The following is a 21,223-nucleotide window of genomic DNA, read 5'->3' as shown; positions in this document are numbered from 1 at the left end:
CAGGTCTCACTGAAAACGCAGCGGCCAGGACAAGCCTGGCCGAAGCGGTATTACACGAACTCAGCCAATGCTTAGGCGGAGATCGGGGTACGCCAGTCGTCGGAACCGGAAGTACCGGAGACTTCGTGGGTCCAGACGATTTTGCGGTAGGTGAAGTAAACGTCTTCCAGGTGAGTGAAGTGCGACATGTTCGGGTCCTGGCAGTTCGGCATACGCGACTGCACGTCAACGATCACGGCATCTTCCAGCTCGATGGTGAAGTAGTGCTCTTGAGTACCGGTGGAGGAAGTGCGGTACCACTCCAGACGGCACTTGGACAGACGCTCACCGGAGGTCAGGGAGTTGAAGATCAGCGGCGAGGATTTGTCGAAGACTTTGGTGATCATCAGCGGCTTGTGGACGCGCTGGCCAGTCGGCTGACCGGATTGCGGATCACGCGGGATGATGACCTGGTGGTTGAAGGCTTGAACCAGGATCTGGTCTTCATGACCTTCCTGGAAGATGTTACCGACGGAATCTTCGGTGAAGGTGCCGGCAGTGATCAGGCCTTGTTTGGTGCCTTCGAGGGACAGATACGCGGGTGTTGGCATGAGTGCTTTCCTTGCCTTGGGTCATGGATCTGCAGTGATCCGGGAACTCCCCCTATAGCGACAAGCATGCCAATTAAATAAAAACCTTATAAATCAGTATCTTGCAATCTTTTAAAGCGCGAACTCAAACCCACTGTGAGCCAGATCACTAAAAGCTGAGCAACTTGTTGCGCAGGGCTGCGCAAGTTTCTGCGCAGCCCGCTCAAAGCCAATGGCGACAAGACCTACAGCCTGATCCCCAGAGACTTATCAACAATCCGCTGCGCAACAAGCTGCGCAGCGGGTGAGGCGTCAGGCTCGACTCAAGCCGCACCGTTGGCCCGCCGGCGACGCTGCAACCAGATCACCAGGGCGAACACCAGGAAGCCAGGAATCCACATCAGCTCCTTGGTCCAGCGATCCGTTGGGGCGCGGACTTTGAGGATTTCCTGATCGAACTCCAGACCGGCTTCGGCCGCCGGGCTGCCGAAGGTGACGCTGTCGACCAGCACCTTGCCACCCTCTTCATAGGTCAGCAGGCCGAGCTTCTCCAGGCGCTCTTCACCCGTGGCGCCTTCCGGCACCGGCAGCAGCAGGCTGAACTCGCGGGCATCGCCGACCGCATCCTCGCCTTTGATGCGCAAACGCAGCTGGCTGCCATCGGCTACATCACCCATGGCCTGGGCCAGTTGCGCGGGCGGGATGTCACGGTAAGGGTCGTGCACCATGTCCATCCAGAAGCCCGGACGGAACAGGGTGAACGCCACCAGCAACAGCAGCAGGTTCTCGTACCAGCGGCTGCGCACCAGGAAGTAACCCTGGCTGCCGGCGGCGAAGATCAGCATGGCGACGGTGGCGATGATAAAGATCAGCACCCCGTGCCAAAAATCCACGTCGATCAGCAGCAGGTCAGTGTTGAAGATAAACAGGAACGGCAGCACCGCTGTGCGCAGGCTGTAGTAGAAGGCCTCCAGACCAGTCTTGATCGGATCGCCCTTGGACACCGCGGCAGCGGCGAACGAGGCCAGGCCAACCGGCGGTGTCACGTCGGCCATGATGCCGAAGTAGAAGACGAACAGGTGCACGGCAATCAGCGGCACGATAAGGCCATTCTGCTGGCCGAGGGTGACGATCACCGGCACCAGCAGGCTGGACACCACAATGTAGTTGGCAGTGGTCGGCAAGCCCATGCCCAGCACCAGGCTGAAGATCGCCGTCAGCACCAGCATCAGCAGCAGATTGCCCATCGACAACAACTCGACCAGATCGGCCAGCACTAGGCCCACCCCGGTTTGCGACACCGCGCCGACGATGATGCCCGCCGCCGCCGTGGCAATACCGATGCCAATCATATTGCGCGCACCGGCAATCAGGCCTTCACGCAGGTCGATCACGCCGTCCATAAACGAGCCGTGGGCATGCGTGCCATCGGTTCGCAGCCAGCTCAGCAGCGGACGCTGAGTCAGCAGGATGATCACCAGCATGACGCTGCCCCAGAAGGCCGACAGGCCGGGGGACAGACGCTCGATCATCAGGCACCAGACCAGCACCACCACCGGCAGCAGAAAGTGCAGACCAGAGAGCAGCACGGCGCGGGTTTGCGGCAGTTTGTCGAGCGGCGCATCCGGGTCTTCGGCCGGCAGTACCGGCACACTGGCGGCGATTTTCAGCAGGCCCAGGTAGATCAGCGCCAGCAGCGCGCCGATACCCGGCAGGGCATATTCACCCAGCGCCGGTTTGAGCCAGCCGAGGCCGTAATACACCGCCAGCGACAGGCCGCTGATCAGCGCCGCACCGAAGGCGAAGCCGGTCAGGCGGCGCAGCCAGGGCTTGGGCTGATGCCCGCCCACCGGCTGCAGGCCAAGCTTCAGCGCTTCCAGATGGACGATATAGAGCAGAGCGATATAGGAAATCGCCGCCGGCAGGAAAGCGTGCTTGATGATCTCGACATAGGGCATGCCGATGTACTCGACCATCAGAAAGGCCGCAGCCCCCATCACCGGCGGCATGATCTGGCCATTCACCGACGACGCCACTTCCACCGCGCCGGCCTTCTCGGCCGAGAAGCCGGTGCGCTTCATCATCGGAATGGTGAAGGTGCCGGTGGTGACCACGTTGGCAATCGACGAGCCGGAGATCAGTCCGGTCAGCCCCGACGCAACCACGGCCGCCTTGGCCGGGCCACCACGGAAGTGGCCGAGCATGCTGAAAGCCAGCTGAATAAAGTAATGCCCCGCGCCGGCCCGTTCGAGCAAGGCACCGAACAGCACAAAGAGAAACACGAAGCTGGTGGATACGCCGAGGGCGATGCCGAACACCCCTTCGGTGGTGATCCACTGGTGGTTGGCCATGGCATTGAAGCTGACCCCACGGTGCGCCAGCATCCCCGGCATATAAGGCCCGGCCAGGCTGTAAACGAGGAACAGCAGAGCGATGATCGCCAGTGGCGGGCCGAGCACTCGGCGGGTGGCTTCCAGCAGCAACGGGATGCCGATGCACGCGGTCAGCATGTCCGCAGTGGTCAGGCTACCGGGGCGCAACGCCAACTGCTGGTAGAAAATAAACAGGTAGGCGGCGCTGGCGGCAGCGACCAGACCTAGGGCGATATCCAGCAGCGGCACGCGGTCACGCGGCGACTTGCGAAAGGCAGGGTAGGCGAGAAACGCCAACAACAGGGCAAACGCCAGGTGGATAGCGCGGGTTTCGGTGTCGTTGAACACACCAATACCGAACACAAACGGCAGCGGCGAGGCGATCCACAGTTGAAACAGCGACCAGAGCAGAGCCAGGCCGGTGATCACCTGGGCCATGGCTCCCAGCGGGGTGCGCGCACCGACATCCTGGGCGATCAGTTCTTCGGTGGACAGTTGCTTGTCATGCATGGGTTGAACCTGCATTCGAGAGTACGGAAAACGGCAAAACCCGCAGCCTTGCAGCTGCGGGTTTGCTTATCTAGAGACACTAGCCCGTTTGACGGGCAGCGTAGGCTGCTTACAGCCAGCCGCGCTCTTTGTAGTAACGCACGGCACCTTCGTGCAGCGGTGCGCTGAGGCCGACTTTGATCATGTCTTCTTCTTTCAGGTCGGCAAATGCAGGGTGCAGACGCTTGAAGCGATCAATGTTGTCGAATACCGATTTAACCAGCTGGTAAACCACTTCCGGACTGGCCTTAGCCGAGGTGGAAAGCACCGCTTTGCCGCCAATCGATGGAGTTGGCGCGTCGTTGCCCTTGTACACGCCACCTGGGATATCAGCCTTGGTGTAGTAGCTCTTCTCAGCCAGCAGCTTCTCGATTTCCGCACCGGTCACCGGCACCAGCACCGCGTCGGTGGTGGTGGTGGCTTCCTGGATGGCACCGTTAGGGTGGCCAACGAAGTAGGTCATCGCGTCGATATTGTTGTCGCCTAGGGCAGACGCCTGCTCAGCTGGCTTCAACTCGGCGGCCAGGGAGAAGGCGGAGCGATCCCAGCCCTTGACCTGCATGATCTCTTCCAGGGTGTCGCGCTGACCGGAACCTGGGTTGCCGATGTTTACGCGCTTGCCTTTGAGGTCATCGAAACTGGCGATGTTGGCATCACGGCGGGCGAGGATGGTGAACACCTCACTCTGCAGCGAGAACACGGCACGGATGTCCTCCATGGCGCCTTCTTTCTCGAACGGCGCAACGCCCTTCATGGCCTTGAACTGGTGGTCCGACTGCATGATGCCGAAATTGAATTCGCCACTGCGGATGCCGTTGACGTTGGCCACGCCGCCGCCGCTGGCTGGCGCGTTGCACTTGATGCCGTGCTCAGCCGCACCGCGATTGAGGAAGCGGCAGATCGATTGGCCGGCAACGTAATAAACGCCGGTTTGACCACCGGTGCCGATGGTGACGAATTTCTCTTCGGCCTGTACGGCGCTGCTCAGGGTAATACCTGCGAGTGCAGCCGACAGGGCCCATGCCAGGGATTTACCTTTCATGGGAGTTCTCCTTTTCTGTTTATTTTTGAGCCGGCCGCACCTTTTGAGTGCGCCCGGAGGACAAGAGTCTAACCGCTCAGCCACAGGTTGCACGGAGTAATACCGACGCTCCTGGTAACCAAGTGTTAGAGAGAGTCGTTGCCGTTTCGTTCGCGGCGGCGCGAATGGAACAGATTCTAGACGTCTTAACGCTACCTTCAGGCCACAGCTTTGGGCAGAATCGAGCCATGCCCAAGCACACACTCGACTCGCAACACACCTCCGTCAGCGCCAGCATCACCCTGGCGGTACTGCATGCCGCCAGCCGCCTGGGCGTTGATCGCGCTCAATTGATGAGCGCCTGCGAACTGCACGACAGCCAACTCAGCGACCCCGATGCGCGCGTGCCTTTCGCCACTCAGGAACAACTGTGGCAACACCTCAGCCGTATCGAACATGCCGAACCCGGCCTGGCCCTGGGCTGCAACCTCGCCCCTGGCCCGTTCAGCGTGCTCGGTTACCTGTTGCAGAGTAGCCCGACCCTTGGCGACGCGCTGGCCGCCGGGCTGCGCTATCAGCGTCTAGTGGGTGAGGGCGGCGAGGTGCAATTGCGTGAGCAAGGCGAGGAGCTGCAACTGCTCTACCGCCCGCTGCACCCCGAGCTGCCGGCCACCCGCACCCGCGTACTGGCACTGATGGCCTGCTGGGTACAGATGCTGCATCCGCTGCTGGATAACTGGCAGCTGCTGCGCGCGCAGTTCGCTCACCCCGAGCCGCCGACGTTGGACAGCTACCGCGAGACTTTCGCCTGCCCGCTGCAATTTGCCGCCAGTGATTACGGCATCGTCCTGCCGCGCAGCCTGGCCCGCGCGCCGCTTATCCAGGCCAACCCGCCGCTGCAAAACCTGCTGCGCCAGCATGCCGAAGCCCTGCTCGCACGACTGCCCAGCGAAGGGCTAAGCGCCCGCGTGGTGGCGTTGCTCGGCGAACAACTGGCGCGCGGCGAGCCGGATCGCAGCGAACTGGCGCGCCATCTGCACCTGAGTGAACGCACCCTGCAACGTCGCCTGGCGGACGAAGGCTGCAACTACCAGCAACTGCTGAACGACACCCGCCAGCAACTGGCCGAACAACACCTAAGCACCGGCGACTTACCCGCCGCAGAAATCGCCCTGCTGCTGGGCTATTCGGAACCTAGCGTGTTCTTTCGCGCGTTTCGCCAATGGACGGGGTTAACGCCGGGCGAGTATCGGGCGCGGCAGAAAGCCAAGTAACTATCTATTAAGTATCTTCAAGGGAGCAACATGGAACTTAAAGTAGGAAACTTCACCTTCGGAAGGTGCGACAAAATTGCTGCAGAATGGATGCATCAACACGGCCAAGTTTTACTGAAGTATTCTTTATCAATCATATTTATTTGGCTTGGAGCGCTGAAACCGCTTGGCTTGAGCCCAGTAAATGATCTGATAACCAACACAATAACCTGGCTTCCTCCCGACATCTTTATCCCTATTCTGGGGTACTGGGAGATGGCCATCGGTATATGCCTGCTTTTTAGACCACTCCTGAGAATTGCCCTGACCCTACTGTTCTTACAGTTGTTCGGAACTATCCTCCCGTTATTTGTACTGCCTGAAATCTGCTTTATAAAACTCCCTTACGCCTTAACTCTTGAAGGGCAATACATAATTAAAAATTGCGTGATCTTGAGCGCGGCCCTTGTGGTTGGCGGTGGCTTAAGCAAAGACAGCTCGCTGCATACCAACCAATGTGTTCAAGAAACCTAACGTGTGTTCAAGTCGCTAGCGAGAATCAAGCCTGCCCTTCAATCCCCTGCGCCCGTAAAAACGCCAGAAACGCTTCGCGCGAGCTGTAGCGTGGGCTAAAGCCGAAGTTCTGTTTCAGCCGACGGTTACTCAGCACCGGGCGATAACGCAGAAAATCCACTTGCTCAGGACCGTAGGGGCTTAAGCCCAGTGGCTTGAGTACGCGCAACGCGGCGCGGATCAGCCAGGCTGGCAAGGAGCGGTAGGGTTTGCCCAGCAGCTCGGCGATTTCCTTGAGCGACAGGGCGCCGTCGCCGGCCAGGTTGAAGATGCCGGCGCTCTGCTGGCGCAGGCCGCGGCAGATGATGTCCACCACATCCTGATCCCAGATAAATACAAAGCGGCTATCGCTGCCGCGAATACCCAGCACTGACGGCTTTTTGAACAGCTCGGTGATCTGGTTGTTCACCTGTTTGCCGAGAATGGTGCCGGGGCGCAGCACCAGTTGCTTGAGTTGCGGATGCTGCGCGCGCGCTTCGGCCAGCAGCAACTCGACTTCACGTTTGTGCTTGGCGTAGGCGAACTGCGCATGGCCGCGCAGCGGCTGGTCTTCGTCCAGCCACTCGGCATTTTGCGGGTCATAGCCATAGGCGGCGCCGGAGCTGGTAACGATCAACTGTTCGACGCCATGGGTCGCAGCCGCCTGGATCAGCGCCTGGGTGCCGCCGACATCAATGGCATGCAGCTGGGCTTCGCTCATCCCAGGTGGCGGGGTGACGACTGAGGCCAGGTGGACGATTGCTTGCGGCTGCCAGGTGGCCACGCAGTCTTCCACGGCGGCCGGCTGGCTGATATCGAGCAGCACCGGCTCGATATTCAGCTTCATCCCCGCGCGGTTCTGCGGGCGAATATCGGCGGCAATCAGCATCCACTGCGGGTGCTGAATAGCCAGTTGGTTAAGCAGCTGCTGGCCAATATAGCCAGCGGCGCCGGTGATCAAGACACGCATTTCCCTCTCCGTACCCAGCACCGCACAAATGTACGAGCGCTGCATTTCTAACGACTGTGATACCCCATTGCAGGCTATCAAGCGGGTTGCGCGGAGGCAGTGGCAAGGCTGGCCAAACAGCGTGGCGAAAGGCGACAGATGCGTGTGCCCTGGCCGGCTGGGCGCGCTATGCTCTGCGCCCCGCCATTTGCCCAGGTATGCCGCCATGAGCCAAGCCGAACAGAATCTGCGTATCGACTACATCGAGTTCGCCGCCGTCGACCTGCCGGCGCTCAAGCAGTTCTATGAACAGGTCTTCGGCTGGCGCTTTACCGACTATGGCCCGCACTACAGCAGCTTTACCGACGGACGCATGACAGGCGGCTTTACCACCGACAGCGCAGCGGGTGCCGGGCCGCTGGTAGTGATTTACGCCACGGATCTGGAAGGTGTGTGCGCCCAGGTGGCCGCTGCTGGCGGGCAGATCACTCAGGCAATTTTCAGCTTCCCCGGCGGGCGACGCTTCGAGTTCAGCGATCCCAGTGGTAATCGTCTGGCCGTGTGGTCGGAGTAATCGGACGTCCCATGCAAGCAGTGAAACAACAGGTGTTCAAACTGATCGCCCTGATTCAGCGCAATCCGGGGATGGTCGCGATCTTCGGCTTTGCCTCGGGGTTGGCGAGCTTTCTGCTGGTCGAGCGGCATGCCGGACTGGCGCAGGTGCTGGCGCTGGTGATGCTGGTCAGCTGGTTGTGGCTGATTCTGGAAAACATCCTGCGCGAGCGCATTGCCCAGTGGTTCGGTTTCGAGTTACCACCGCCACTGCTGCGCTATGCCACGCAGATGATCCACCAGGAGAGCCTGTTCTTCGTTCTGCCGTTCTTCTTTATCACCACCACCTGGAACAGCGGCCAGTTGCTGTTCAGCGGCCTACTGGCTTGCGCGGCGCTGATTTCGATCATTGATCCGCTGTACTACAAGTGGCTGGCGCCCAAGCGCTGGCTGTTTCTCGCCTATCACACCCTGGCGCTGTTCGCGGTGCTGCTCACCGCGCTGCCGATCATCTTCAAACTGACCACCCCGCAGAGCTATCAGCTGGCACTGGCGGCGGCGGTATTGCTGTCGTTTCCCTCGCTGTTCGCGATCATCACCGTGCGCCGTTGGTGGCGTGGCCTGCTGTTGGTGGGCATGACCCTGGCCATCGGTGCAGGCGGCTGGTTGGCGCGCACCTGGGTGCCACCGGCGACCTTGTGGCTAACTGAGGTGGCGGTCACCAGTGAATTCGACAACCAGAACCGCGCGCCGGGCGAAAGCATCAAGGAACTGAGCGTGGCGCAGCTGCGCAGCCAGGGCCTGTTCGCCTACACCGCGATCAACGCACCGCGCGGGCTGAATGAGCGGATTTATCACGTCTGGCGCCGCGATGGCGGCGAGGTCGAGCGCATCGCCCTGGATATTCACGGCGGGCGCAAGGAAGGCTACCGCGCCTGGACCCACAAACAGAACTTCCCCGCCGACGCCGTAGGCCGCTGGCAGGTGCAGGTGCTGACCGAAGCCGGGCAGATGATTGGGGTGCTGCGGTTTAAGGTGGTGGAGTAGCGGCTTAGCTGTGGGTGCCTTTTATTCCCTCTCCCGTTTACGGGAGAGGGTTAGGGAGAGGGCTTGGTGTTTTTTCACCCTCTCCCCCAGCCCCTCTCCCACACGTGGGAGAGGGGAGCTAAATGCTTAGCCGAAGAACCAGTAGCAGACAAAGATCGCCGCCACCACGCCAGCAAACTCAGCCAGCAGCGCGCAACCCACCGCATGGCGCACACGCTGGATACCCACCGCACCGAAGTACACCGCCAGCACGTAGAAGGTGGTTTCCGTGCTGCCCTGAATGGTCGCGGCGACCAGCGCGGGAAAGCTGTCGACGCCCTGGGTCTGCATGGTTTCGATCAGCATGGCGCGCGCTGCGCTGCCGGAGAACGGCTTGACCAGCGCGGTGGGCAGCGCTTCGACAAAGCGCGTATCCCAACCGAACACCTCGACCAGCCAGCGAATACCGTCGAGGCCGAATTCCAAGGCGCCAGATGCGCGTAATACGCCAATCGCACAGAGCATCGCCACCAAGTAGGGCAGCAGGCTTTTGGCCACGTCGAAGCCTTCTTTCGCGCCTTCGACAAACTCCTCGTACACCGCCACCTTCTTCAGCGCGCCGAGCAGCAGAAACAGCAGCACGATGCCGAACAGGGTGAGGTTGCCAGCAAGCGACGACAGCGCCGCCAACGCTGTGGCGGACATGGTCGCCAGCACGGCCATAAAGCTACCCAGCAGCAGCGCACCGGGGACCAGGTAGGCCAACACCACCGGGTCCCACAGGCGCAGGCGCTGCATCAGCGCCACCGACAGTAAACCGACCAGGGTCGACGCACTGGTGGCCAGCAGAATCGGCAGAAAGACCAGAGTGGGATCAGGCGCACCCTGCTGGGCGCGGTACATAAAGATGGTCACCGGCAGCAGGGTCAGCGACGAGGCGTTAAGCACCAGAAAGAGAATCTGCGCATTACTCGCCGTGGTGCTGCTGGGGTTGAGGGTTTGCAGCGAACGCATAGCTTTCAGGCCAATCGGCGTGGCGGCATTGTCCAGGCCCAGGCCATTGGCGGCGAAGTTCATAGTGATCAGGCCGAGGGCCGGGTGACCACGCGGCACTTCCGGCATCAGTCGCGCAAACAGCGGGCCAAGCATGCGCGCGAGGGCATCGACCAGGCCGGCTTTCTCGGCGATCCGCAACAGGCCGAGCCAGAGGGTCAGGGTGCCGAATAGCAGCACCATGACCTCGACCGACAGCTTGGCCATGGCAAACAGGCTTTCGACCATGGCAGCGAACACCGCCGGGTCGTCACCGAGCAACCAGCGCGACAGGCCGGCAATGGCCGCCACCACGAAAAACCCCAGCCACAGCCAATTGAGCATGCCGTCTCTCCCCCAGATCAATGGGCGGGATGATAGCGCGGCTTAGTGAAGCTGGGGTGGGGGTTAACGGGTATGGCTCGCTTGAGCCGCGAGCCATACAACCACTAGTACCAATTCGGGTCGCTTTTCAGTTGCTCTTGAAGCAACTGCTGAGTCGCTTCATCCGGTTCGCCGAGCCAGCGCAGGGTGGCGTGCTGGCTGGGTGCCTTGTCCGTCGGCAGGCCGTCGGGCAGTTGCACATAGAGCGCGTAGGCGTCCTCCTTGTCCCAGCTGAAGGCCACGTAGAGGCGCTGGTTGAAGCAGTTATGCGCCTCACACAGCTGGCCGACCAGGTACTTGTCACCGTCGTCATCCAGGCCCTGCATGGGGCTGGCGATGCCGCTGAGGTTCATCACCCACTCCGGCAAACGGCTTTCGTCTTCCACCAGCTCTTGCCAGGTCTCCTGGTAGGCAGGGTCACTGGCGAGCAGTTCATTGAGGCGGAATTGGCCATCGGTATCCGCGGCCAAAGCCGCCGCACTGCCGCCCAGCAACAGGGCGGCAAGCAGCGTCTTGATGGTCATGGTTGCTCCTCTAGAAGGTCGTTGGAAAAACGTAGGCGAGGCAGGCAAGACAAGGCAAAAGCGACCTAGAAAGCGGAGTTTACGGCTGTAAATGAGCATTTCTAGGGCGCTTTTAACGCGGTATTGCCAACGCAGGTAGTTTTTCAACGACCGGCTATCCACGTGGGCGGCGGCCCATAATGAACGAGACAACAAACATCACCAGGAACACCACGAAGAGAATTTTCGCGATACCCGTGGCGGTGCCGGCGATACCACCGAAGCCCAGGACTGCAGCGATGATGGCGATAATCAGAAAGGTAATGGCCCAACTCAGCATGGCGATACTCCTTGATTACTCAGTGTGCGCCGTGGCGCGGTAAGACCCGGTGTGGCGCAAACCACACCGGACCGGGCTTACTGCATGGACTGTTTCAGGGTACGCATGCGGTCATGGTTAGCGCGCACCTTCGGCATTTCTGCGGTCAGTAGAGCCTGTACATCGGGCTCGGCGCTTTCCAGCGCATCCTCGAAGGCATGCAGGATGCGGTCTTCGGCTTCTTCCAGCTGCGACACGTAGGTGGCTTCGGTGTCGCTGACCAGGGTCGCTTTGGTATCGGCGTAAACCTGACGCAGCTTGCCGACAAAGGTGCCGCCGCTGGCCGGGACTTCCTGGTTGGCAGCAACTTTTACCGACAGCGCGCGGATCAGCTCACTCTTGCTCTGCGACATGTCGCGGAACAGCACCTGCAGGCGCACGTCCTTCACTTCATCGTGGGCGTGCTGGTAGAAGCGCTGGCCGTCACGGGTGATTTCGATCAGTTCGTTAAGTTGCTCTGTTTTATCAGTCATGGTGGATCTCCTATGAGTTGTATTGGCTGCCAAGGCAGCCTCAGACAACAGGCCGCGACCGGTATGGCCGCCGCCCGGATGAATTAGCTATCGATGCGCAGAGCATCGGCGTCAACGCCGCGCACGCCACGAATATTGCGGGCGGTTTCAATCGCCAGTTGCTTCTCGGCGTTGCTCAGCACGGTGCCGCTGAGGCTGACCATGCCCTTCTGGGTGTCGACGGAAATATCCAGACCGTCGAGGTTACGGCTGTAGATAAAGCTGGATTTCACCTTGCTGGTGATCCACGCATCGCTGATCACCGCAGCGGTGTCATCGGCCGCGTTCTGCGCCTTGGCAGCGGTGCTGTCAGTGGCGCTGACGCTGAGCTGATTGTTCACTGCACGCACGCCATCGGTGTTGGCCGCCAAACGACCAGCCAGCTCCTTGGCTTCAGCGGTCTGCGCGTTACCGGTCAGGCTGACTTTGCCGTTGTCCGCATTAACGTTGATATCCAGACCTTCGGTATTGCTGTTCCACAGCAGCTTGGATTTCACCGTGGCGACCAGGGTCGCGTCGTCAAAACGCTGCGACAGGTTCGGCTCGGCGCTGGCCTTGGCTTCAAAGGCCGGGTCGAGGGTCAGCTGGTTGTCGACCTTCTTCACCCCTTCGATACCCAGGGCAATCTGCTCGGCCAGGTCACGCTCAACATCGGTTTCCACCTTGCCGGTCAGCTTGGCGCTGCCGTTCTCCACATCCACATCGATGGTGAAGGGGTTGAGGTGGCGGTTAAGGGCAAACGCGGTCCAGATCGAGCCTTCCTGGCGCGCCTCGCTCAGCTCGCGGCTGGCATCGCCCTCGGCAGCATAGGCAGCGAAAGGCGCCAGACCGATCAGGCCGGCGGTCGCAGTGGCCAGGGCCAGAGTTTTCAATTGATGCATGGCAGTTCCTCCAATGGATAACGATCAAGCAGACGGCCGTTTGTCGCCGTCGTTACTGATAGATCGCAAGCCGCATGCCAGCTTTTTTAATCTTAATAAATCCATATAAATCAGTTACTTAACCTTGATTAGCGCACACGCAAAGCTTGCAGCTTGCATGATCGCCACAGAACAGCCGTGCAACTTGCACGACGCGCCGCGGACTAACCCTGTGCACGCAATGACTGCGTGCGGGATAAGAAGGAGATGGCTATGCACGCAAGCACGGAAGAACACAGCCTGGGGCGCATTTTGCTGGTGGATGACGAGACCGCCATCCTGCGCACCTTCCGCTACTGCCTGGAAGATCAGGGTTATCAGGTGAGTACCGCGAGCAGCGCGGCACAGGCCGATGCCCTGCTGCTGCGGCAGGTATTCGATCTGTGCTTTCTCGATCTGCGCCTGGGCGCAGACGACGGCCTGGAGGTGCTGGCGCAGATGCGTCTGCAGGCGCCCTGGATGCGTGTAGTGATCGTCACCGCGCACTCGGCGGTAGACACTGCGGTGGATGCCATTCAAGCCGGCGCGGCGGATTATCTGGTCAAGCCCTGCAGCCCGGAGCAGCTACGCCTGGCCGCCGCCAAACAGCTGGAAGCGCGCCAACTGGTTGAACGCCTGGAGCGTCTGGAAGGCTATGCGCGCAAGCCCGGCGATGGCCTCGACTCGCAGAGCCCGGCGCTGATGGCGGTGCTGCAAACAGCTAAGCAGGTGGCTGATACCGACGCCAACATTCTGATTCTCGGCGAGTCCGGCACCGGCAAGGGTGAGCTGGCGCAAGCCATTCACCGCTGGAGCAAGCGTGCGAAGAAATCCTGCATCACCATCAACTGCCCGTCGCTGAGCGCCGAGCTGATGGAAAGCGAGCTATTCGGGCATAACCGCGGCGCCTTTACCGGTGCCAGCGAGAGTACTCTGGGCCGGGTCAACCAGGCCGATGGCGGCAGCCTGTTCCTTGACGAGATCGGTGACTTCCCATTGGCGCTGCAGCCCAAGCTGCTGCGCTTTATTCAGGACAAGCAATACGAGCGCATCGGCGACCCGGTAACCCGTCAGGCCGATGTGCGGATTCTCGCGGCCACTAACCTCAACCTGGATGAAATGGTCCAGCAAGGGCGCTTCCGTGAAGACCTGCTGTATCGCCTCAACGTCATTACCCTGACCCTGCCGCCGTTGCGCGAGCGCCGCGAGGACATCCTCGACCTGGCCGAGCGTTTTCTGGCGCGCTTTGTCGTCGAGTACGCGCGGCCGGCACGCAACTTCAGCGAGGAAGCGCGCGAGGCGCTGCTCACCTACGCCTGGCCGGGCAATATCCGCGAGCTGCGCAACGTGATTGAGCGCGCCAGCATCATCTGCAGCGAAGAACTGGTGCAGGTCAGCCACCTCGGGCTCAACGCCCAGGCCAACCCATGTGCACCACAAATCGGTGACCAGCTGAGCCTTGAAGCCCTGGAAAAAGCCCACATCAGCGCCGTGATGGCCAACAGCGAAAGCCTCGACCAGGCGGCAAAAACCCTCGGCATCGATGCCTCGACCCTATACCGCAAACGCAAGCAGCTCAGCCTGTGAACCTGCGCAGCCGGCTGTTTATCAGCAGCAGTGCGCTGCTCACCGTCGCCTTGGTCGGGTTGTTATTGGGGATGTTCAGCGTGCTACAGCTGACCCAGGTGCAGAGCCAGGCAATGACCCGCAACCTGCAGATCATCGATGCCAGCCTGGGCCTGCGTCAGGAGCTGGGCAAACAGGTGATTCTGCTGCTCGCCGAGGACCTCGACCGCGAGGCACTGAAAGCCTCCGATCAGCAGTTCAAACTCTGGCTACAGCGCGCCGCCGAAAGCGCCACCGATGACAGCGACCGTCAGGCGGTTGCCGAAATTGAGCGCGCCTACGCCAGCTTTGATGACCTGCTGGCCAAGCCCTTGACCGTGCGCCGTGAGTTGCTCAGCAATGACAGCTTCGGCCGAGCCATTGAGGCCCTGCGCGACCGGATCAATGCCGTGCAGATGCGTTACGTCAGCGCCGTGGAACAGGAAGAAGCACGCGCCCGTGAACGCGCCTGGCTGATCGCCGGGCTGCTTGGGCTGATCGGCCTGGCCGTGTTGGTGATCGGCTTTGTCACCGCGCACAGCATCGCCCAGCGCTTCGGCCGGCCCATCGAGGCATTGGCGCGGGCCGCCGATCAGATCGGCCAGGGCGACTTTCAGGTCACCCTGCCGCTGACCCCGGTGGCGGAAATGTCCGCCCTGAGCCAGCGCTTCGGCCTGATGGCCGAGGCCCTGCGCGAGTTCAAGAGCAGCGATGTGGCCGCCCTGCAGGCCGAGCAACAACGCCTGCAAGCGGTGCTCGACAGCATCGACGACGGCCTGCTGATCTTCGATTGCGCCGGCCGGGTCGAGCACGTCAACCCGGTGGCCCTGCGCCAGTTGGGCTGGGGTGCCGAGCAGCTCGGGCAGACCCTCGACGTGGCCCTGAATCGCGCCGATCTGGCCGAACAGTTGCACAAGGTGCTGCAGGGCGAAAGCCTGGATGAGGTGCTGGACGATGTGCAAACCGAGGTCGATGGCGAGCAACGTGTGTTGGCCTACAGCCTGTCTGGCGTCCATCACAGCGAAGGGCGCTTTAAGTGCGCGGTGATGGTGCTGCGCGATGTCACCGAGCAGCGCGCCTTTGAACGGGTGCGCAGCGAGTTTGTACTGCGCGCCTCGCATGAGCTGCGTACGCCGGTGACCGGCATGCTGATGGCGTTCGGCCTGCTGCAGGAGCGCCTGCAGTTTGCCGCAGAATCCCGTGAAGCCGACCTACTGAATACCGTGGATGAGGAAATGCACCGCCTGCTGCGCCTGATCAACGATCTGCTGAATTTCTCGCGCTACCAGAATGGCCTGCAGACCCTGGAGCTTTCTACCTGTGCCTTAGGCACGCTGCTGCAACAGACCCAGCAACGCTTCACCACCCAGGCCGCCGAGCTGCAGATCAGCCTAGCCTGTGAAGTGCACGGCGATCTGCCGGACGTGCAGATCGATCCGCTGCAGATCGAGCGGGTGCTCGATAACCTGATTGGCAACGCCCTGCGCCACAGCCACCCCGGCGGGCACATCCGCCTGCAGGCACGGCAGCAGGATGATCGGGTGGTGCTCAGTGTGGAAGACAACGGCGAGGGCATTCCCTATCGCCAGCAGGCGCGAATCTTCGAGCCCTTCGTGCAGGTCAGCCGCAAGAAAGGCGGCGCCGGCCTCGGCCTGGCGCTGTGCAAGGAAATCATCCAGCTGCATGGCGGACAGATTGGCGTGCATTCACGCGCCGGTCAGGGTGCGCAGTTTTATGTGGCGTTGCCGGTTTAAGGCATCGATTACAGGCAATCAGCCTGGCTGATGCAGATTGCCTGTGAGCCGATGCATGCCGACACTTAGCGCTCCACACATGAGGAGCGCTGTCATGCCCAGCATCAACCCCAGCCCTGCCCAACTGGCTGCCTTTAGCGCTGCAGTAGCCGACGATACGCCATTGCTGATGCTCAACCTGCTGCGCTTTCAGTCCCAGGCCAGCTACTCCAGCGGCAGCAGCCATACTCCCTGCAGCGGGCGCGAAGCCTATGCACGCTACAGCCAAACGGCGCTGCGCAAAGTGCGCGGGGTGGGGGGTGAGGTGCAGGTCATGGCCGCCGCACAAGCGGCCCTGATTGCCCCGGAGGGTGAACAGTGGGATGAACTGCTGTTGGTACGCTACCCCTCCAAGGCGGCCTTTCTCAGCATGCTTGCCGACCCGGAGTACCGCGCGGCCACCGAACACCGCACGGCCGCTCTGGCCGACTCACGCCTGATCGCCACCACGCCGCGTTAAACGCGTGGTGGCAAGCCCGGCTAGTGCCCTGACGCTTCCTTGATCAGCGGCACTTCCTTGCCCTCGGCATCGAACAGCTTGCCGCCTTTGAAGTAATCGCCATCGTTCAGTGCGGCAATGTCCTGGTAACGCAGGGTCCGCTCGTGGCCGGCCACGAAGACCGATTGCTGGTCCGAGTTGCCGGTTTTGAAGTGGTTGAAGGCCAGGTTGAGCACAATCGCCATGATCGCCGCCGAACTGATGCCCGAATGGAAAATGGTTTCGAACCAGGCCGGGAAGTGGTGGTAGAAGGTCGGCGCAGCAATCGGGATCATGCCGAAACCGATCGAAGTGGCGACAATGATCAGGTTCATGTTGTTGCGGTAATCAACTTTGGACAGGGTACGGATACCGCTGGCCGCCACGGTGCCGAACAGCACCACACCGGCACCGCCGAGCACCGCCGTGGGCACGGCAGCGACCAGACGACCCATCACCGGCAGCAGGCCGAGGGTCACCAGAATCAAGCCGGCCGAGGCCACTACATAGCGGCTTTTCACTCCGGTCACCGCCACCAGGCCGACGTTCTGGGCAAAGGCACTCTGGGTGAACGAGCCAAAGATCGGCGCAAACACGCTGGAGATCATGTCCGCACGCAGGCCGTTGCCCAGGCGCTTGGAGTCGACCTTGGTTTCGATGATGTCACCGACCGCAAGGATGTCCGCCGAAGTTTCCACCAGGGTGACGATGATCACGATCAGCATCGAAATGATGGCCGCGACATGGAAGGTCGGCATGCCGAAATGGAACGGACTGGGCAGCGCCACCATCGGCCCTTCAGTCACCTTGGAAAAATCCGCCATACCCAGGGCCACGGCCACCAGAGTGCCGATGACCATGGCCAGCAGGATCGACAGGCGCGAGATGCTCGAACTACCCAATTTGCTCAACAGCAGCACGGTGACCAGGGTCAGCGCGGCCAGACCGATATTGGCCATGCTACCGAAATCCACCGCGGCACTGTTGCCGCCCATGGCCCAGCGCGCCGCCACCGGCATCAGCGTCAGGCCAATGATGGTGATGACAATGCCATTGACCAGTGGCGGGAAGAATTTGGTGATGCGTGAGAACACGGGCGTGATCAGCAAGCCGATCAGCGACGCCGCAATTACCGCGCCGAACACTGCCGGGAGACCGCCGGCACCATCGCTACCGATAATCGCGATCATGGTCGCCACACCGGCAAAGGACACGCCCTGCACCAGCGGCAGCTGCGAGCCGAAGAACGGCAGGCCGAGGGTTTGCAGCAGGGTCGCCAGGCCACCGGCAAACAATGAGGCGGCAATCAGCAGACCAATATCCGCCGGCGACAGTCCAGCCGCCTGACCGACAATCAACGGAACCGCGACAATCCCGCCGTACATGGTCAGCACATGCTGCAGGCCATAGGCGAGGTTGGCACCGATACCGAGGTTTTCGTCTTCCGGACGCTGCGCGGAGGACGGCGTAACAGGTGAAGTCGTCATGCTGAGTTACTCGCTGTTGTTCTTGTCCGGCTAATGTAGACAAACCAAAAAGCTCTTGGCTACAACTTTGTATACATTTTTAGACAAAAGAGCATCGGCAGAACGATTATCGAATACACAGTCTAGAAAAGAACATGCACACATAAAAAACCGCCGAAACACACGTTGTTTCGGCGGTCGTTTATCACCAACGCTGCGGGCCTCGGTTTAGAGCATTGCGGCCAGTACCACCAGCAGCGCTGCCGTCTGGGCATCCGGCTCGCCGTCATAACGTGCCGGGCGGTATTTCATCTGAAAGGCCGCGATGACATTGCGCGTGGCTTGATCCAGCTCACCATTCAGCGGCACCGCGTAGCCCTGCCGCATCAATTGCTCTTGAAACCATTGCACGCTTGGCAGACTGGCGCTGAACAGCGCCTGCTGACGCGCCACAGCCTTGGCATCCGGCCAAGGCATCAGACCGGCATCGGCCAAGCGTTTCCAGGGGAACAGCGGACCGGGGTCAACCTTGCGCTGCGGCGCGACATCACTGTGCGCCAGGATGCTGCCAGGCGGCAGTTGGTGGCGTTGCATGATGTCTTTAAGCAGCTCGATCAGCGCGTCGATCTGCGCCGGAGCAAAGGGCTGCCAGTAACGGCCGCTGGGCGTGTCATAAAACCCCTGGTTAACCAGCTCGATGCCAATCGTGGTGCCATTGAGCCAGGTCCGCCCCTGCCACTGGCTGTCACCGGCATGCCAGGCACGGCGGTTCTCGTCGACCAGGCGGTAGATGGTCGGCGGGGCTTCGCCGATCAGGTAATGACTGCTGACGTCGGTCTCGGTCAGCAATTGCAGCGAGCGCGCCATGTCGGTAGAGGTGTAGTGCAGCACGATGTACTGCACGCGGCTGTTCTGCCCGGTGGCGGTATAGCTATCATCGATGCGCAGGCCGCTGCTACAGCCGGCCAGCCATAGCACCAGAATACTTAAACACAGAGTTTTCATGGGCTGATATGCAACACGCTTTGCAGGTTATCCAGCAGCATATCGACGCTGAGCATGATCAACAGCATGCCCATCAACCGCTCCACTGCGGTCAACCCGCGAGGTCCGAGAAACCGCTGCAGCCATGAAGCCTGCAGCAAAATGAATGCAGTGGCCGCCCAGGCCAACACGACGGCGGCATAGAGCTCCCAAAGCTCACCCTCGTGGGTATTGCGCAGGGTCATCAACACCGCCAGGGCGGACGGCCCGGCAACCGCCGGAGTGGCCAGCGGCACCAGCATGGGCTCGCCATCCGGCACATCACCCAATACCCCTTGCGGGCCAGGGAAGATCAGGCGCATGGCGATCACAAACAGGATGATACCGCCGGCAATCGCCGTTGCCTCCCGCGACAGCCCCAGCGCGCTGAGCACTTTGTCACCAAAGGTAAGAAACAGCAGCAACAACGCCAGCGCAAACAGCAACTCACGTGCTGCAACCCACAGGCGACGTTTGGCCGGTACGTTTTTCAATGCGGCGATAAAGATGGCGATATTGCCGAAGGGATCGGTGACCAGAAAGATCAACGCAGCGATGCCGAAAATATCCATAGTGACTCCTCAACAGATCGGCAGAGTTTAGGGCCTGTTACCGTTGCAATGCGAACGCGCCTTAGTGTGCGCAGGCATGGGGCCTAGCAAGCATGACGGTCGTGCTGAGTTACATTCGCCACCGAGCACTACAGCAACACGCTCAACCAGCGCTCTGCGGTTAGCCGTCGGTGTAGAAAAGACCTTTGATCCGGCAGATTTGCCGCGCTGGTCTATTGCCCGGGCAAGACACAATTGGCGCTGCTAGACTGGAAGCTGTACAAATATGGATATCTTGTACAGTTTTTGTATTGCTTAGGAGGCCAGCACCATGCGCGCACTGCTGTGGTTCAAACAGGATCTACGCCTTGATGACCACCCCGCCTTACAGGCGGGCCTAACGGCTGAATGCCTGTTACCGGTGTATGTGCTGGACCCAGCACTGCTGCAACTCAACGCGTTTGGCATGCGCCGCATGGGCGTCCATCGTGCGCGCTTTCTGCTGGAAAGCCTGGTGGCGCTGGAAGGTGAATTGCGCCAACGCGGCTCACATCTGCTGCTGGTAATCGGCGAGGCGGAGCAGGTGATCCCGCAACTGGTGGCCCAGTTTAATCTGGATCAGGTGCTGACCCTGGAGGAAATCGCGCCCGATGAACGTGCCCAGGTGGCCCGCGTAGCCCGACAACTCGGCGATGTCACGTTGCAACAGGCGCCCGCCAACAATCTGTTGCGCCCAGATGAACTGCCCTTCAGTGTCGATCAGCTGCCACATGTGTTCAGCCGTTTCCGCAGCCTAGTGGAAGAACGCCTGCAGGTATTCCAACCGCGCCATGCGCCCGACCGCTTACCGGTGCTACCAGATGGTGCACTGGCGCTGATGCAGCCTCTGCCGACCTTGTCGCAGCTGGGCCTCGGCGAACCGCTCAGCGTGGCCGCCAGTGCGTTTCCATTCGCCGGCGGCGAACCCGCGGCGCTGGGCCGGTTACGCGACTACTTGTGGAAAACCCAGGCGGTACGGCAATACAAAGACACCCGCAACGGCATGATCGGCAGTGAGTACTCCTCAAAATTCTCACCCTGGTTGGCCAACGGCAGCCTCTCGGCACGCCGCGTGGTGGCCGAACTGCGTCGGCATGAAGCGCAGTTCAAACGCAATGATTCGACCTATTGGCTATGGGTCGAAATGCTCTGGCGCGACTTCTTTCGCTGGACCCTGATTCGCCATGGCAGCGCACTGTTCAAAGCAGGCGGCCTGAAAGCCACTGAACGGGCACCGCAGCAGCTGGACCAACGCTTTCAGGACTGGTCACGCGGTCGCACGGGCATGCCGCTGGTGGATGCCAATATGCGCGAACTGGCCGCCACCGGCTTTATGTCCAATCGCGGTCGTCAGGTGGTCGCCAGCTACCTGATCAATGATTTACAGCAGGACTGGCGCCACGGCGCGGCCTGGTTTGAAGAGCATCTGATCGATTACGACCCGGCCAGCAACTGGGGTAACTGGGCCTACCTGGCCGGCGTGGGCAACGACCCACGCCACAACCGTGTCTTCAATGCCCTGCGCCAGGCCCGTGAATATGACCCTGAAGCGCAGTACGTCAGCCTCTGGCTACCGGAACTGCGTGACGTGCCGCAAGCGCTGCGCCATACGCCTTTCTTACTTGCGGGCGGACACCTGCGCAGCCTTGGCTACCCGCAGTTGGACAGCATTCCGGAGAGCTGGAAGCCTTACCTGCACGCAGTGGCCTGAATCGG

At 61.0% G+C, this 21,223-nt stretch carries 20 protein-coding genes; 8 read left to right on the top strand and 12 right to left on the bottom strand.

Going from position 1 to position 21,223, the window contains the following annotated elements:
* Nucleotides 1-71: 71 nt before the first annotated feature.
* The 3 genes from HCI85_RS16585 to HCI85_RS16575 form a co-directional block, all read right to left on the bottom strand.
* Nucleotides 72-590, bottom strand: coding sequence for an Hcp family type VI secretion system effector (locus HCI85_RS16585; RefSeq protein WP_108490538.1), 519 nt, complete (start codon nucleotides 588-590; stop codon nucleotides 72-74).
* 302 nt (nucleotides 591-892) lie between these two features.
* On the bottom strand, nucleotides 893-3,451 hold the full coding sequence (locus HCI85_RS16580; protein ID WP_167146149.1) for a TRAP transporter permease: 2,559 nt from the start codon (nucleotides 3,449-3,451) through the stop codon (nucleotides 893-895).
* Between the two features lie 109 nt (nucleotides 3,452-3,560).
* A complete protein-coding gene (locus tag HCI85_RS16575; RefSeq protein WP_167146147.1) occupies nucleotides 3,561-4,532 on the bottom strand; it encodes a TAXI family TRAP transporter solute-binding subunit in 972 nt (323 codons plus the stop codon).
* Between the two features lie 227 nt (nucleotides 4,533-4,759).
* Here HCI85_RS16575 and HCI85_RS16570 point away from each other — a divergent pair, with 227 nt between their 5' ends.
* Together HCI85_RS16570 and HCI85_RS16565 are read left to right on the top strand one after the other, a co-directional pair.
* On the top strand, nucleotides 4,760-5,785 hold the full coding sequence (locus HCI85_RS16570) for an AraC family transcriptional regulator (protein WP_167146145.1): 1,026 nt from the start codon (nucleotides 4,760-4,762) through the stop codon (nucleotides 5,783-5,785).
* Nucleotides 5,786-5,815: 30 nt separating this feature from the next.
* Complete coding sequence (locus tag HCI85_RS16565) at nucleotides 5,816-6,298, top strand: hypothetical protein (protein ID WP_167146143.1); 483 nt, start codon at nucleotides 5,816-5,818, stop codon at nucleotides 6,296-6,298.
* A 25-nt stretch (nucleotides 6,299-6,323) separates the two neighbouring features.
* Here HCI85_RS16565 and HCI85_RS16560 read toward each other — a convergent pair whose 3' ends face one another.
* On the bottom strand, nucleotides 6,324-7,286 hold the full coding sequence (locus HCI85_RS16560; RefSeq protein WP_167146141.1) for an SDR family oxidoreductase: 963 nt from the start codon (nucleotides 7,284-7,286) through the stop codon (nucleotides 6,324-6,326).
* A 205-nt stretch (nucleotides 7,287-7,491) separates the two neighbouring features.
* Here HCI85_RS16560 and HCI85_RS16555 point away from each other — a divergent pair, with 205 nt between their 5' ends.
* The gene (locus HCI85_RS16555; protein WP_167146138.1) at nucleotides 7,492-7,839 is read left to right on the top strand and encodes a VOC family protein; all 348 of its coding nucleotides are present in this window, start codon (nucleotides 7,492-7,494) and stop codon (nucleotides 7,837-7,839) included.
* Between the two features lie 11 nt (nucleotides 7,840-7,850).
* Complete coding sequence (locus tag HCI85_RS16550) at nucleotides 7,851-8,864, top strand: DUF5924 family protein (RefSeq protein WP_090254454.1); 1,014 nt, start codon at nucleotides 7,851-7,853, stop codon at nucleotides 8,862-8,864.
* A 126-nt stretch (nucleotides 8,865-8,990) separates the two neighbouring features.
* On the opposite strand, the gene HCI85_RS16545 is transcribed toward HCI85_RS16550, so the two are convergent.
* The 5 genes from HCI85_RS16545 to HCI85_RS16525 form a co-directional block, all read right to left on the bottom strand.
* A complete protein-coding gene (locus HCI85_RS16545; RefSeq protein WP_167146136.1) occupies nucleotides 8,991-10,220 on the bottom strand; it encodes a nucleoside recognition domain-containing protein in 1,230 nt (409 codons plus the stop codon).
* A 104-nt stretch (nucleotides 10,221-10,324) separates the two neighbouring features.
* A complete protein-coding gene (locus HCI85_RS16540) occupies nucleotides 10,325-10,783 on the bottom strand; it encodes an inhibitor of vertebrate lysozyme family protein (RefSeq protein WP_167146134.1) in 459 nt (152 codons plus the stop codon).
* A 154-nt stretch (nucleotides 10,784-10,937) separates the two neighbouring features.
* A complete protein-coding gene (locus tag HCI85_RS16535; protein ID WP_069521449.1) occupies nucleotides 10,938-11,102 on the bottom strand; it encodes a DUF1328 domain-containing protein in 165 nt (54 codons plus the stop codon).
* A gap of 77 nt (nucleotides 11,103-11,179) precedes the next feature.
* Complete coding sequence (locus HCI85_RS16530; protein ID WP_090254447.1) at nucleotides 11,180-11,614, bottom strand: ferritin-like domain-containing protein; 435 nt, start codon at nucleotides 11,612-11,614, stop codon at nucleotides 11,180-11,182.
* Nucleotides 11,615-11,697: 83 nt separating this feature from the next.
* Entirely contained in the window at nucleotides 11,698-12,534 is an 837-nt protein-coding gene (locus HCI85_RS16525; protein WP_090254445.1) for a BON domain-containing protein, read from the bottom strand.
* 252 nt (nucleotides 12,535-12,786) lie between these two features.
* On the opposite strand from HCI85_RS16525, the gene algB reads away from it, so the two are divergent.
* The 3 genes from algB (at nucleotide 12,787) to HCI85_RS16510 (ending at nucleotide 16,410) form a co-directional block, all read left to right on the top strand.
* Nucleotides 12,787-14,139 carry a sigma-54-dependent response regulator transcription factor AlgB gene (algB, locus tag HCI85_RS16520; protein WP_160086536.1) on the top strand — a complete coding sequence of 451 codons (1,353 nt, stop codon included), beginning with the start codon at nucleotides 12,787-12,789 and terminating at the stop codon, nucleotides 14,137-14,139.
* Nucleotides 14,136-15,911 carry a KinB sensor domain-containing domain gene (locus HCI85_RS16515; protein WP_167146132.1) on the top strand — a complete coding sequence of 592 codons (1,776 nt, stop codon included), beginning with the start codon at nucleotides 14,136-14,138 and terminating at the stop codon, nucleotides 15,909-15,911. The genes algB and HCI85_RS16515 overlap by 4 nt, the downstream gene beginning before the upstream one ends.
* A gap of 94 nt (nucleotides 15,912-16,005) precedes the next feature.
* A complete protein-coding gene (locus HCI85_RS16510; RefSeq protein WP_167146130.1) occupies nucleotides 16,006-16,410 on the top strand; it encodes a DUF1330 domain-containing protein in 405 nt (134 codons plus the stop codon).
* A 20-nt stretch (nucleotides 16,411-16,430) separates the two neighbouring features.
* Here the strand turns inward: HCI85_RS16510 and HCI85_RS16505 are convergent, their stop codons facing one another.
* The 3 genes from HCI85_RS16505 to HCI85_RS16495 all read right to left on the bottom strand — a co-directional run bounded on the left by HCI85_RS16505 (nucleotide 16,431) and on the right by HCI85_RS16495 (nucleotide 19,489).
* Entirely contained in the window at nucleotides 16,431-17,915 is a 1,485-nt protein-coding gene (locus tag HCI85_RS16505; protein ID WP_160086532.1) for a nucleobase:cation symporter-2 family protein, read from the bottom strand.
* A 207-nt stretch (nucleotides 17,916-18,122) separates the two neighbouring features.
* Complete coding sequence (locus HCI85_RS16500) at nucleotides 18,123-18,899, bottom strand: N-acetylmuramoyl-L-alanine amidase (RefSeq protein ID WP_167146128.1); 777 nt, start codon at nucleotides 18,897-18,899, stop codon at nucleotides 18,123-18,125.
* Nucleotides 18,896-19,489: a MarC family protein gene (locus tag HCI85_RS16495; protein ID WP_090254436.1), complete on the bottom strand. Its 594-nt coding sequence runs from the start codon at nucleotides 19,487-19,489 to the stop codon at nucleotides 18,896-18,898. The genes HCI85_RS16500 and HCI85_RS16495 overlap by 4 nt, the downstream gene beginning before the upstream one ends.
* A gap of 310 nt (nucleotides 19,490-19,799) precedes the next feature.
* On the opposite strand from HCI85_RS16495, the gene HCI85_RS16490 reads away from it, so the two are divergent.
* Nucleotides 19,800-21,218, top strand: a complete 1,419-nt coding sequence (locus HCI85_RS16490) for a DASH family cryptochrome (RefSeq protein ID WP_167146126.1) — start codon at nucleotides 19,800-19,802, stop codon at nucleotides 21,216-21,218.
* Nucleotides 21,219-21,223 lie beyond the last annotated feature (5 nt).

It is taken from the genome of Pseudomonas sp. OTU750018 (assembly GCF_011636575.1).
In the GTDB taxonomy this organism is placed as follows: domain Bacteria; phylum Pseudomonadota; class Gammaproteobacteria; order Pseudomonadales; family Pseudomonadaceae; genus Aquipseudomonas; species Aquipseudomonas peli.
This window is presented reverse-complemented; position numbering and strand designations above follow the sequence as displayed.

Coding starts and splice junctions, on each gene's coding strand:
- HCI85_RS16495 (WP_090254436.1), bottom strand. CDS start 19,489: ATGGATATTTTCGGCATCGCTGCGTTGATCTTTCTGGTCACCGATCCC.
- HCI85_RS16570 (WP_167146145.1), top strand. CDS start 4,760: ATGCCCAAGCACACACTCGACTCGCAACACACCTCCGTCAGCGCCAGC.
- HCI85_RS16535 (WP_069521449.1), bottom strand. CDS start 11,102: ATGCTGAGTTGGGCCATTACCTTTCTGATTATCGCCATCATCGCTGCA.
- HCI85_RS16575 (WP_167146147.1), bottom strand. CDS start 4,532: ATGAAAGGTAAATCCCTGGCATGGGCCCTGTCGGCTGCACTCGCAGGT.
- HCI85_RS16510 (WP_167146130.1), top strand. CDS start 16,006: ATGCCCAGCATCAACCCCAGCCCTGCCCAACTGGCTGCCTTTAGCGCT.
- HCI85_RS16540 (WP_167146134.1), bottom strand. CDS start 10,783: ATGACCATCAAGACGCTGCTTGCCGCCCTGTTGCTGGGCGGCAGTGCG.
- HCI85_RS16560 (WP_167146141.1), bottom strand. CDS start 7,286: ATGCGTGTCTTGATCACCGGCGCCGCTGGCTATATTGGCCAGCAGCTG.
- HCI85_RS16585 (WP_108490538.1), bottom strand. CDS start 590: ATGCCAACACCCGCGTATCTGTCCCTCGAAGGCACCAAACAAGGCCTG.
- HCI85_RS16555 (WP_167146138.1), top strand. CDS start 7,492: ATGAGCCAAGCCGAACAGAATCTGCGTATCGACTACATCGAGTTCGCC.
- HCI85_RS16500 (WP_167146128.1), bottom strand. CDS start 18,899: ATGAAAACTCTGTGTTTAAGTATTCTGGTGCTATGGCTGGCCGGCTGT.
- HCI85_RS16525 (WP_090254445.1), bottom strand. CDS start 12,534: ATGCATCAATTGAAAACTCTGGCCCTGGCCACTGCGACCGCCGGCCTG.
- HCI85_RS16565 (WP_167146143.1), top strand. CDS start 5,816: ATGGAACTTAAAGTAGGAAACTTCACCTTCGGAAGGTGCGACAAAATT.
- HCI85_RS16550 (WP_090254454.1), top strand. CDS start 7,851: ATGCAAGCAGTGAAACAACAGGTGTTCAAACTGATCGCCCTGATTCAG.
- HCI85_RS16505 (WP_160086532.1), bottom strand. CDS start 17,915: ATGACGACTTCACCTGTTACGCCGTCCTCCGCGCAGCGTCCGGAAGAC.
- algB (WP_160086536.1), top strand. CDS start 12,787: ATGCACGCAAGCACGGAAGAACACAGCCTGGGGCGCATTTTGCTGGTG.
- HCI85_RS16580 (WP_167146149.1), bottom strand. CDS start 3,451: ATGCATGACAAGCAACTGTCCACCGAAGAACTGATCGCCCAGGATGTC.
- HCI85_RS16530 (WP_090254447.1), bottom strand. CDS start 11,614: ATGACTGATAAAACAGAGCAACTTAACGAACTGATCGAAATCACCCGT.
- HCI85_RS16545 (WP_167146136.1), bottom strand. CDS start 10,220: ATGCTCAATTGGCTGTGGCTGGGGTTTTTCGTGGTGGCGGCCATTGCC.
- HCI85_RS16490 (WP_167146126.1), top strand. CDS start 19,800: ATGCGCGCACTGCTGTGGTTCAAACAGGATCTACGCCTTGATGACCAC.